Here is a 12,151-nt window from a genome sequence, read left to right as displayed (position 1 = left end):
CTATTAGTTAAAATAAAAATTATATAGCTGATACTTTAGATAGTATAAGTATTATTAATAATATTATTTATTGATAATAAATTCCCTCCTATAGAAGATATGATAAAAAATTTTACTATTAGCAATAATTTTAGAAAAATTAAATTTCATTAAATTTATATTACAAAGTAAATTCTATCAATTTTATATCTTCTGGTGTAACGCTGATCATTGATCCTTTATCACCCCAGGCACCTAATACTGCTCGTTTAGCTAATTTATTTCTTGTTACTTTAATATTATGCAGTGCTGGACGGTGAGTATGTCCATGAATTAACCAATCGGCTTGATTTTTTTCTAGTACTTGAATTACTACTTGTTGATTAACGTCCATAATTGCCTCTGGCAAATTACTGTTATGCATTTGACTGTAATTACGTATTTTAGCAGCTATATTAAGACGAGTACATATTGGTAGTCCTAAAAAAAGGGTTTTTATAAAAGGGTGATGCACCGCATAGCTATAACGCTGGTATCTTACATCATGTGTACATAGCTTATCGCCGTGCATAACAAGAATCTTATGACCATACAGAGAAAGTAATTTAACTGGTGGTAATAACGTTATACCGCACTTTTCAGCAAATCGTTTGCCAATTAGGAAGTCGCGGTTACCGTGTATAAAATAGCAAGGGATACTGGACATTGTAAGATCACGTATAGCAGTAGCTATTTTATGATGCAGAGGCTGAGGATCGTCATCACCAATCCAATATTCAAAAAAATCACCTAGAATATAAAGTGCTTCTGCCTGATAAGCCTCAAGTTGCAAAAAACGTAGAAAACCATCAGTTATATATGGTTTATGTTCGCTTAGATGTAAATCCGCAGTAAATATTGTTCTCATTCAAAATATAATGCTTCGCTTAAGGTTGCAATTTTAATTTATTACGTTTAAGTTAAATATTTTACACTTAGTAGTGGTTACGATAGCTAATAATTTTATTTTATATGAGGCGGTTATATCTTTTCTTTATTTTTTATACAATATTATATAAAATAATTATAAAGTAAGTTTATAAATATTTTATATAACCATATAATAATAATTATTAAGCGCTATTGACTATTATGATTTTATTATAATATAGTTCCTAACTTTCAATTATTTCTTCTATAAAAAATTTTTTATTTATTTATACTAAACAAATAACTACATATTATGTATGATATCTTGTATAAGATATTGATAATGATTTTTTTTTAAAAAATATATAGTATAATTATTAAAGTGATTAATCATAATAACTAATATTTTTACCATTAAAATTTTTTCTAAAAAATTATTTTTAATCATATAAAAAAATAATAAACGTATTATTCTATTTATTTTTTAAAATTAAGTAATACTGTTATCACAATATTTATTTAAATTGTTAAATAAAAGTATTGCGTCTAATAAAGAAAATTGCATTTTTTGTTCTTTATAAGACTTACTCCTTCATCTTTATAATATAACTTTTTAAGTTTAAAATAATCGTGCAAAAACTTATTTTGCAGTGAAAAATTCAGTATAAATTTAATATATTCATTATATTTACTTTATTACTACAACTAAAGGTAGGTAATTAAAATTTAAAATGAGATCTATTTATCCATCTGTATCTTAAAATTATTAAAAATATTAATATTTTTAATAATTTTTTCTTTAATATTTATCAAAGTTGTTAATAGTTAGCTCAAATATGAATTTGATTATATCAAAATTTTAAAATAATTTATCATTGCATGATAAATTATTTATGTTTATAATAAAGGCGCAATTGATAAGTAAATGTGTTATGTAATTAAAATAATGATTCCCTAATTGTTTTATTCAGGTTTAATATTTAAGAAACGACTTTAATAAAATTTAATTATCTATCAAAATCAATAATTAAAAGGATTTTATATGGTATTAGTTGCGCGTCAAGCTCCTAATTTTACAGCATCTGCTGTGCTAGGTAATGGTACAATTATTACAAATTTTAATTTTAAAGAATTTATAAAGAATAAACCGGCAGTAATTTTCTTCTGGCCAATGGATTTTACTTTTGTATGTCCATCCGAACTTATTGCTTTTGATCACCGCTATAAAGAATTTAAATTACGTGAAGTAAAAGTTGTTGGCGTATCTATGGATTCTGAGTTCGTGCATAACGCATGGCGTAAAACTCATATTAATAATGGCGGTATAGGTAATGTTCAGTATCCATTAGTAGCTGATATAAAACACGAAATTATGCAAGCGTATGGTATTGAACATCCAGAATATGGCGTTGCGCTACGCGGATCTTTTTTAATTGATCAAGAAGGTTTTGTACGTCATCAGATTGTAAATGATTTGCCTTTAGGACGTAATATTGATGAAATGTTACGTATGGTAGATGCTTTACATTTTTACGAAAAATACCATGAAGTTTGTCCAGCTCAGTGGGAAAAAGGTCAAAAAGGTATGGTTGCTTCTTCAGAGGGGGTTTCTAAATACTTATCTGAGCACTCTACAAAATTGTAACCTTATTCTCTAACAAATAATATGTTAAATTATATTTAGCCTAATACAATTAGGGATGATTATTAGGCTAGTAAATTTAAGTTAGTAATCATTATACTATTTTATATATAGTATATAAATTTATATCAAATATTGAAATAAATTTTTTGTATTAATTTTTAATAAAATTATTTTACAAAGATATATTAATAATAAATGCGGATATAAAGATATTAAGTAATGATTTTTATAAGACACACTAATTAGTTAAATCGTCAAAAAACTTTTTTACACTATCAAAAAAACTTTTAGAACGAGGACTGTTATTAATATTTGGAGAATTATAAAAACTTTTCTCTAGCTCATGTAGAAGGAGTTTTTGTTTTTCGTTTAGTTTGACAGGAGTCTCAACAACTACGCGACACAGCAAATCTCCTTTTGTATTGTCACGGACAGATTTTATACCTTTACCTCGCATACGAAACATCTTACCGGTCTGGGTTTCGGAGGGTATTTTAAGTTTCACGCGTCCATCTAATGTAGGGACTTCAATTTCACCCCCCAATGCTGCCATTGTAAAGTTTATAGGTACCTCACAAAATAAGTTGTTATCTTCATGCTGGAAAATAGGATGTTCTTTAATATAAATTTGTACGTATAAATCACCCGCTGGTGCTCCGTTTTTTCCAACCTCACCTTCACCACTTAAACGTATACGATCATCTGTATCAACCCCAGCAGGTATTTTTACTGAAAGTGTTTTGGATTTTTTTAAATGTCCATGACCGTAACATTTACTACATGGATCTTTAATAATTTGGCCTTGTCCATGGCAGTATGAGCAAGATTGTTGTACAGTAAAAAAACCTTGACGCATTTGTATCTGACCTGCGCCATGACAAGTTGGACAATTTATAGGATTAGTACCTTTTTTTGCTCCACTACCATTACAAGTTGTGCATCTTACTAACGTAGGAATGATAATTTCCTTAGTGATACCTCGTACAGCCTCTTCTAATGTCAGTTCTATTTTATAACTTAGATCTGAACCCCTAGTTGCATTTTTACGACGACTACCTCCGAAGATATCTCCAAATACATCACCGAATATATCACTAAATTCTGTTCTCCCATGACCATTACCACTCACACTACTTTGTTCAAATGCTGCGTGACCATACTGATCGTAAGCTGCACGTTTTTGTGTATCAGTTAATGTTTCATAGGCTTCTTTAACCTCTTTAAACTTTGCTTCTGCTTCTTTATCTTTTTGATTGCGGTCAGGATGAAATTTCATAGCCATACGCTTATAAGCTTTTTTTATTTCACGCTCTTCCGCATTGCGAGATACACCTAAAACTTCATAATAGTCTTTTTTTGCCATTTTTAATCCTGCCTTTAACATAGCATTATAGACGCTGATATTTCTCAACGTCTATGCCGGTGCATCATTAAGAATATTTTTAAGGATAATTATTTTTTATCTTTAACTTCTTCAAATTCAGCATCTACTACGTTTTCATCTTTATGATCGTTGGTATTATTTTCTTGGTTGTTATTACAATTTTTATTTTTTTGGTTAGCTATCTCTAGTAATTTACTAGAAGATTGCACTAGATTTTGAATTTTTATTGTTATATCATCTTTATCTTCTCCTTTAGCTGCATTATCTAGTGCAACTAAAGCAGTTTCAATAGCAGTTTTATCTTCCGCTGATAACTTACTACCAACTTCTTCCATTTGTTTTTTAGTTCCGTGTACCAATTGATCAGCTTGATTGCGAATTTGTACTAGTTCTTCAAATTTACGATCAGCTTCAGCATTATTTTCAGCATCACGAACCATTTTTTGAATTTCTTCTTCATTCAAACCAGAAGAAGCTTTTATAGTAATTTTTTGTTCCTTACCGCTATTTTTATCTTTAGCTGATACGTGTAGTATGCCATCTGCGTCAATATCGAAAGTGACCTCTATCTGTGGTATACCACGTGGTGCAGGTTGGATACCATCTAGGTTAAACTGACCTAAAGATTTATTATCTATAGCACGTTTGCGTTCACCCTGAATTACGTGAATAGTCACCGCAGATTGTTTATCTTCAGCAGTTGAAAAGACTTGGCTATGCTTAGTAGGAATGGTAGTATTTTTTGCAATCAGAGAAGTCATAACCCCTCCCATTGTTTCTATACCAAGGGATAATGGAGTAACATCTAAGAGTAGTACATCTTTTACTTCACCAGTTAAGACACCACCCTGTACTGCAGCACCGATAGCTACTGCTTCATCTGGATTAACGTCTTTACGTGGTTCTTTACAAAAGAAATTGGCAACTTTTTTTTGAACCATAGGCATACGGGTCTGACCACCAACCAAGATCACATCATGTACATTAGATACAGATAAACCTGCGTCTTTCAGTGCTACCTTTAATGGTTCCATAGAACGATTAACTAAATCTTCAACTAATGATTCAAGTTTAGCTCTAGTTACTTTAATATGCATATGTTTTGGACCAGATGAGTCTGCAGTGATGTATGGAAGATTTACTTCTGTCTGTTGAGCAGAAGACAGCTCAATCTTTGCTTTTTCAGCAGCTTCTTTTAAACGTTGCATTGCAAGAGGATCATGACGTAGATCCATGCCTTGTTCTTTTTTAAATTCTTCAACAATATAATTTATCAAACGACTATCAAAATCTTCACCACCTAAATGGGTATCACCGTTCGTTGCTAAAACTTCAAAAGTTTTTTCACCGTCTACTTCGTCAATATCAATGATAGAGATATCAAAAGTACCACCACCTAAGTCGTAAACTGCAATAGTACGATTACCAACTTCTTTATCCAAACCGTAAGCTAAGGCGGCTGCAGTTGGTTCATTGATAATACGTTTTACCTCTAAACCTGCAATACGACCGGCATCTTTAGTAGCTTGACGCTGTGTATCGTTAAAATATGCAGGAACAGTAATAACTGCCTCATGGACCGTCTCTCCCAAGAAATCTTCTGCGGTTTTCTTCATTTTTTTTAGAACTTCGGCTGAAATTTGTGGTGGAGCTATTTTTTGATCTTTAACTTCAACCCATGCGTCGTTATTATCAGCAGCAACAATACTAAAAGGCATAATGTTTTTATCACGCTGTACTTCTTCGTCATCAAAACGACGACCAATCAGACGTTTTATTGCGAATAGAGTATTTTTTGGGTTAGTCACTGCTTGACGTTTTGCAGGTTGGCCAACCAGTATTTCACCTTCCTGGGTATATGCAATAACTGAAGGAGTGGTTCGGTCTCCTTCAGCGTTCTCCAGTACTCGTGCGTTAGTCCCATCGATGACAGCTACACAAGAGTTAGTTGTGCCTAAGTCGATACCAATAATTTTTCCCATCGAACATCTCCACTAAGAATTTTGTTATTAATTTCATTGTTACTTGATATGGGGTCAATCTTTAGTTTTTCAACTGCTTTTTATACCGTATCAATGCGGTATTTCATTGAGTTATAGCATAAGATAATATAGTTCTAGATAACAATAAGAATATAAGGTGTAAAATATTTTTTATACTTACAATTACTTAGGAAGTATTTAATAAATACATTATTATTTTATTTTATCTTATTTTGTTTAATCAATGTTTCTAGTATCTTCAGAAGATTACATTAATTGAATTTTTACTTAGAAATGTATCTAAATATATACAATATTACTGTATTAACTATCATACATTATATATAAATATAATGGGGATGTATTCATTATCATGAATGATACAAAAATATTATTTATTATGCTGTATACAAGTATTAGAAATGATATAAATTAATAATTCTATATTAATTATTCAAAGATTATCAGTAAGTAAGTATTTATTACTATAACCTAAAAATTGATTAGATATTACTGAGATATCTTTCATGAGCTAAGGAATTATTGGTTTGTACATATAATGTTGATTATAAAATTATATATTATTAAATGTTTCACAGGCTTGTATTGTATTTTGAATAAGCATTGCTACGGTCATTGGACCTACCCCTCCTGGAACAGGAGTAATCCAGCTAGCTCGTTCTGCTGCGACATTAAATTCAACGTCACCTATCACTTGACCATCCTCTAAACGGTTTATACCAACATCAATAACTATAGCACCAGTTTTAATCCATAGACCAGGAATAAAGTTAGGTTTACCAACAGCAACCACTATAATATCAGCTTTTTTAACGTATTTTTGCAGATCTTTAGTAAAACGATGAGCAATAGTTGTAGTACATCCTGCTAATAAAAATTCAAGACCCATAGGACGACCCACAATATTAGATGCACCAATAACTAACGCATCTAAACCATAAGTATTTATTCTGTAGCGTTCCAACATAGTTATAATACCACGAGGGGTACAAGGACACAGTGTAGGAGAACATTGGCATAAACGACCTATATTATAAGGGTGAAAGCCATCAACATCTTTATATGGACTTATACGCTCTAAAACTCTTACGTTATTGATATTAGCCGGTAAAGGTAGTTGAACTAATATACCGTCTATGTTGTTATCAACATTCAAGTTATCAATTAATCTTAACAGCTTATTTTCGCTAGTTGAACAATTAAGATTGTAGAACTTAGATATAATACCTACTTCTTTACAAGCTTGTAGTTTACTATTAATATAAATTTGAGAGGCAGGATTACTTTTGCCTACTAAAATCATAGCTAAACTAATAGCACGTTTACTTTCAGCTAAACGTCTTTCTATATGTATAGCCATTTCATTTTTAATCTGTTGTGAAATATTTTTACCATTCAGAATTTTTGCTTCCATTAGTTATATACTATCCATAAGTACTGACTAATTATGTAGTAACTAATATTTTATCAGATAAAAAACATTCTGTCAGATAAAAAATAAAATTAGAGGTAATTAGTAAATGTTTATAAATATAAAAAGAACTTACTTATACTAGGATAATATTAGGACTTATGTTATCCTAGACTATATTCTATAATATGTCTGTCTATTTATGCGCCCTTAGCTCAATTGGATAGAGCACCGGCCTTCTAAGCCGTAGGTTACAGGTTCGAATCTTGTAGGGCGTACAATAAAAAACAAGGATTTGTTTTATCTTATTAATAAAATATAATTTTATTTCTTATTTTTATAGTATAATATTGTTAATCACACACCTCCTATATAACTATAATAGCAGTGTAATAGGTTTACCTATTTTCCTGGTAGATAACAAACTGTAAATAGTTTTACAGAGTTATTTAAAATATAAGATATATTATCTATCAGAAAATCATAGAATAGCTTTCTTTTCATTTATACAGTAAATAATTTTTTACTTATAATATAAATAGTGCTTTCTTTTAGATATAATATAGATTATTGGGTTTAATCTATACTTCATAGCTATATAGAAAATAGCTGTTTAAAGCTAAAATTATTTAATTTATTTACCATCTCTATTTTAATGAAAATTGTATTTTTATTTAGTTAAATTAAATAACATTTTTTATTATATTCAATAATTATAATACTTATTAACATATTAAAGTTTTATTTAAAATTCAGAGTATAAGGAATTTTTAAAGATAAATAATAGTCTTTATAATAAAATATGTTTACAATTTTACATATAATAAACTATATATCCTGTAAGAATAGGATGCCATAGTATTTGTATACAGTATTTAAAATACCACTTAAGACTAATTTTTTACTTTTGTAACATCAAATGGTTGTTCGAAAAAAATACTGAATTGCATGTATAGTAATTTAGGATATTTATGAGAATATGCATTGACTGTCTTATATTCAGCATACATAATACTTTTAGATATAAATAAAATACTGTATCTAATATAAATTAAGTTTATTCATATTTTACTAAAAAACATTAATATGTAAATAATTGCGGGTAATTTTGCAATAAACATTAATCCCAACTATCTTACTATTATAGAATAGATATTCTCGTTATATAACTAATATTATTACTGGTAGATATTAGTTTATATAATAACATTATGTTAACTCGTATTAGAGGATTAAATGGCTAAAGAAGAAAATATTGAAATACAGGGTATTGTACTTGATACACTACCTAATACAATGTTTCGTGTTGAATTAGAAAATGGATACATCGTTATTGCCCATATTTCTGGTAAAATGCGAAAAAATTATATCCGAATTCTTACTGGCGATAAAGTAACTGTAGAGTTGACCCCATATGACCTCAGCAAAGGACGTATTATTTTCCGTAGCCGATAAAATAATATTTTAGGGAGTAATGATATCTCACTTAGTTATTAAGATAAATTATAAAATCAGGTGAACTTATTAAATTATTTTAATAATATTTTAATGAAAATATTATCACATTATTATATAAAATAATTTCTCTCATCTAAAAAATAAATTAGGAGTATTATATAATAATGTTGCAATCTATTATATATAGTACAGCAATAGTAAGAAAAATGAAAAAGGTTTTATTGATTAATATCAATTACGTAGATACTATACATAAAGAATATATTTTAAGTTATTGTTACTACATTTAAATTCTGTTTACAGATTATCATTTTTTATATTAATTGACCTTATTAATACTATTATAGATAATTTCATTTGAAATTACGCGTAATTAGTAAGTATTATTTTATCTAAAAATCATCTTTTGATTATAAGATTATTCCATCTAAATATATGATAATATATAATCTAATAAATATTATTTATATATTATAGATAATGATTCACATATTATATATATCTTTAAGGCCACTAAATACAATTTCATCTATTTATAACAAATAAAATGGATTTTTGTTCTAATAAAAACCATTTAAATTACATAAACCTATTATTCACTCTTTTTAATATAATGATACTAGTTAATCAATTATACTAAGATTTATATAATATATTATGAGTTTATTTTAAGATTACTACTTAAGTCTTTAAGTTGCAAAAGTAGTTAAATATTAAGTTAACCTATTTATATAGGTAGTTAACCTATTTTATGAATTATAAAATTAACTTTACAGGTATTTTGTTAAGGTGTTATGAAGATATAAAACTGAGATAGTGATGGCTTTATAAAAACTTTTCTATAGTTGTTTATTTATTCTGATCACAAAAAACTGTGATTCAAATAAATAGTAATTTACTATATAAGTTCTATTGGAATGACTAAAAGATAAATATATTTTAGTCATTTATTTATTTTTTCCCTCTTACTCAGCTTGCTTTATTTAATATAAAAGAATAATTTATTTTACATGTAACCTTATAAAAAGACAAATAGGATAGAGATCCTAATAATTATATACACGAACACAATAGATTTTAGAAATCTATTAATTATTTTATGATTAATACATATGAATGTATTTATATTTTTATATAAAAAATAATAATACGAATAACAATAATAGATATACTTTTTAAGTAGTCTGATTAGATAATTTTAATCTAAAATTAGGAGTTAATTCTATGCTAGATCACCTAACTTTACAACCTATTACTAAATTTTCTGGTAAAATAAATTTACCTGGATCTAAGAGTATTTCTAACCGCGCTTTATTACTTGCTGCTCTTGCAGATGGGGTAACATGTCTACATAATTTACTAGATAGTGATGATGTGCGCTATATGATAGCCGCGCTAAAACAACTAGGCATTCATTGTCAATTATCAGATAATAATACTTGCTGTAAAATTACCGGTAATAATGGTGCTTTTAGCACAGATGGTGGTACTATTGAGTTATTTTTAGGTAATGCAGGTACGGTAATGCGTCCATTAGCTGCAGCTTTATGTTTAGGAGAGAATAATGTGACTCTTACATGTGAACCACGCATGAAAGAACGTCCTATTGGGTATTTAGTTAATGCATTACGCCAAGGTTTAGCACAAATAGATTATTTAGGACAAGAAAACTATCCCCCTTTGCGTTTGCGTGGTGGTTACGTTGGTGGAAATATCATAGTGAATGGGTCAATTTCTAGTCAGTTTTTAACTGCCTTACTAATAATGGCTCCTCTTGCTCAGCAAGATACTGTAATTTTAATTAAAGGAAAAATAGTATCTAAGCCTTACATTGATATTACTCTAGCTCTTATGGGGATATTTGGTATTAGTATAGAAAATAAAAATTACCATATCTTCCGTATTGCTGGTCGTCAAAAATATATATCTCCTGGTGATTATTCAATTGAAGGTGATGCATCTTCTGCGTCCTATTTTCTTGCAGCTGCAGCTATTAAAGGGGGTACTGTTCGCGTGACTGGTATTGGTCGAAATAGTATTCAGGGTGATATTAAATTTGCTGATATATTAAAACAAATGGGCTCTATCATCACTTGGGGAGATGATTTTATTGAATGTACGCGAAGTGGATTATATGGTATTGATATGGATATGAATCATATACCTGATTCGGCAATGACTATAGCTACAACTGCTCTATTTGCTGAGAAGCCAACTATAATTCGTAACATTAGTAACTGGCGTGTAAAGGAAACTGATCGTTTATATGCAATGGCTACTGAGTTACGTAAAGTTGGCGCTGAAGTTCAAGAAGGTAAAGACTATATTAGTATTATTCCACCTAAAAATATAAAATACGCTAAAATTAATACTTACAATGATCATCGTATGGCGATGTGCTTTTCTCTTGTAGCACTATCAAATAGTCCAATTACTATTTTAAATCCTCAATGTACGTCAAAAACCTTTCCTGACTATTTCTATCAATTTGCTCTTTTAAGTCATTAAAATACTTATATTTAGAAAAATACTCAATATAAGAAGACTTGTTTTATTTTTTATATTTATATTAAATAAGCTTATATGTTTAAAGTAGTTAATATCTTATAAAATTTAATGATTTATATGAAAATATTATAATTAAGTTTAATAGATTTGTGATTATTATCATCAATACTTTGTAAATTACAATACACCTCTTTAACAAAAGTGTTATTTATTTTTTGTTTATATAATTTTATGTAGTTATAATATTTATTAAATAATGGTATATAAATTAGATGGTTCTATGCGGTCTATTATCTATTATTAGATATATAATGTGATGTTACTTTATATATACAAATACTAACTCAGAATCCAATTTAGTATTAATTTTTATCTATTATAATAATATTAGTATCTTCAATGCTAACTTATTATTTTCTTTGGTTTTATATGTATTATGTATTATGTATTATGTATTATTTATTATATTCATATTTAATATATTTATTGACTACCTATTGACTTTACTTAAAAGGATAATATTACGTCACATGAATAACGTTTGGTTTTATAAATATTATCAGCCATAATTTCTTATTATTCTTAATAAATTAATTTAATATATTACTCACTATTATTGACATTATTCGCAATGATAGTTATATCAGGTGTATTGAAAATATAAATATATTGTGAGTTATCTATTTTTAAATATATTATATATAATTATTACTATTGCCTGATATAGACTATAATAAAGTTCTCATTAAGATATTTATCTGATAGTTAGTTAGTAATGTTAAATGCTTACTACCATCAAATAAAAAAAATCATAGTAATCATATTAATTTAATAGTTTATTCAAAATAATATTT

The 12,151-nt window shown here is 28.1% G+C and carries 7 protein-coding genes and 1 tRNA gene; 4 read left to right on the top strand and 4 right to left on the bottom strand.

The genetic code is table 11. The annotated features are described in order from the left end of the window. Positions 1-160 precede the first annotated feature (160 nt). Positions 161-886 carry a UDP-2,3-diacylglucosamine diphosphatase gene (locus K0T98_RS02210; protein WP_225639235.1) on the bottom strand — a complete coding sequence of 242 codons (726 nt, stop codon included), beginning with the start codon at positions 884-886 and terminating at the stop codon, positions 161-163. A 1,044-nt stretch (positions 887-1,930) separates the two neighbouring features. Here K0T98_RS02210 and K0T98_RS02205 point away from each other — a divergent pair. After that, positions 1,931-2,533: a peroxiredoxin C gene (locus K0T98_RS02205; RefSeq protein WP_225639234.1), complete on the top strand. Its 603-nt coding sequence runs from the start codon at positions 1,931-1,933 to the stop codon at positions 2,531-2,533. Positions 2,534-2,771: 238 nt separating this feature from the next. Here the strand turns inward: K0T98_RS02205 and dnaJ are convergent, their stop codons facing one another. The 3 genes from dnaJ to folD form a co-directional block, all read right to left on the bottom strand. Continuing rightward, positions 2,772-3,896, bottom strand: a complete 1,125-nt coding sequence (gene dnaJ / locus K0T98_RS02200) for a molecular chaperone DnaJ (protein ID WP_225639676.1) — start codon at positions 3,894-3,896, stop codon at positions 2,772-2,774. A gap of 89 nt (positions 3,897-3,985) precedes the next feature. Further along, a complete protein-coding gene (dnaK, locus tag K0T98_RS02195) occupies positions 3,986-5,899 on the bottom strand; it encodes a molecular chaperone DnaK (RefSeq protein WP_225639233.1) in 1,914 nt (637 codons plus the stop codon). 574 nt (positions 5,900-6,473) lie between these two features. Then, positions 6,474-7,334: a bifunctional methylenetetrahydrofolate dehydrogenase/methenyltetrahydrofolate cyclohydrolase FolD gene (gene folD / locus K0T98_RS02190; RefSeq protein ID WP_225639232.1), complete on the bottom strand. Its 861-nt coding sequence runs from the start codon at positions 7,332-7,334 to the stop codon at positions 6,474-6,476. A gap of 201 nt (positions 7,335-7,535) precedes the next feature. Between folD and K0T98_RS02185 the strand changes: the two genes are divergently transcribed. The 3 genes from K0T98_RS02185 to aroA all read left to right on the top strand — a co-directional run bounded on the left by K0T98_RS02185 (position 7,536) and on the right by aroA (position 11,297). Then, a tRNA-Arg gene (locus K0T98_RS02185) sits at positions 7,536-7,609 on the top strand. A 958-nt stretch (positions 7,610-8,567) separates the two neighbouring features. Further along, positions 8,568-8,786 carry a translation initiation factor IF-1 gene (infA, locus tag K0T98_RS02180; RefSeq protein WP_225639231.1) on the top strand — a complete coding sequence of 73 codons (219 nt, stop codon included), beginning with the start codon at positions 8,568-8,570 and terminating at the stop codon, positions 8,784-8,786. Positions 8,787-10,013: 1,227 nt separating this feature from the next. Continuing rightward, the gene (gene aroA / locus K0T98_RS02175; RefSeq protein WP_225639230.1) at positions 10,014-11,297 is read left to right on the top strand and encodes a 3-phosphoshikimate 1-carboxyvinyltransferase; all 1,284 of its coding nucleotides are present in this window, start codon (positions 10,014-10,016) and stop codon (positions 11,295-11,297) included. Positions 11,298-12,151 lie beyond the last annotated feature (854 nt).

The sequence above is a fragment of the Candidatus Profftia sp. (ex Adelges kitamiensis) genome (assembly GCF_020342455.1).
GTDB lineage: Bacteria > Pseudomonadota > Gammaproteobacteria > Enterobacterales > Enterobacteriaceae > Profftia.
Note: the sequence above shows the minus strand (reverse complement) of the source record. Positions and strands in the feature narration are given on the sequence as shown.

Bases quoted from the DNA above. Each gene is read 5' to 3' on its own strand.
- K0T98_RS02210 (WP_225639235.1), bottom strand. From the start codon at position 886: ATGAGAACAATATTTACTGCGGATTTACATCTAAGCGAACATAAACCA.
- K0T98_RS02205 (WP_225639234.1), top strand. From the start codon at position 1,931: ATGGTATTAGTTGCGCGTCAAGCTCCTAATTTTACAGCATCTGCTGTG.
- dnaJ (WP_225639676.1), bottom strand. From the start codon at position 3,896: ATGGCAAAAAAAGACTATTATGAAGTTTTAGGTGTATCTCGCAATGCG.
- dnaK (WP_225639233.1), bottom strand. From the start codon at position 5,899: ATGGGAAAAATTATTGGTATCGACTTAGGCACAACTAACTCTTGTGTA.
- folD (WP_225639232.1), bottom strand. From the start codon at position 7,334: ATGGAAGCAAAAATTCTGAATGGTAAAAATATTTCACAACAGATTAAA.
- infA (WP_225639231.1), top strand. From the start codon at position 8,568: ATGGCTAAAGAAGAAAATATTGAAATACAGGGTATTGTACTTGATACA.
- aroA (WP_225639230.1), top strand. From the start codon at position 10,014: ATGCTAGATCACCTAACTTTACAACCTATTACTAAATTTTCTGGTAAA.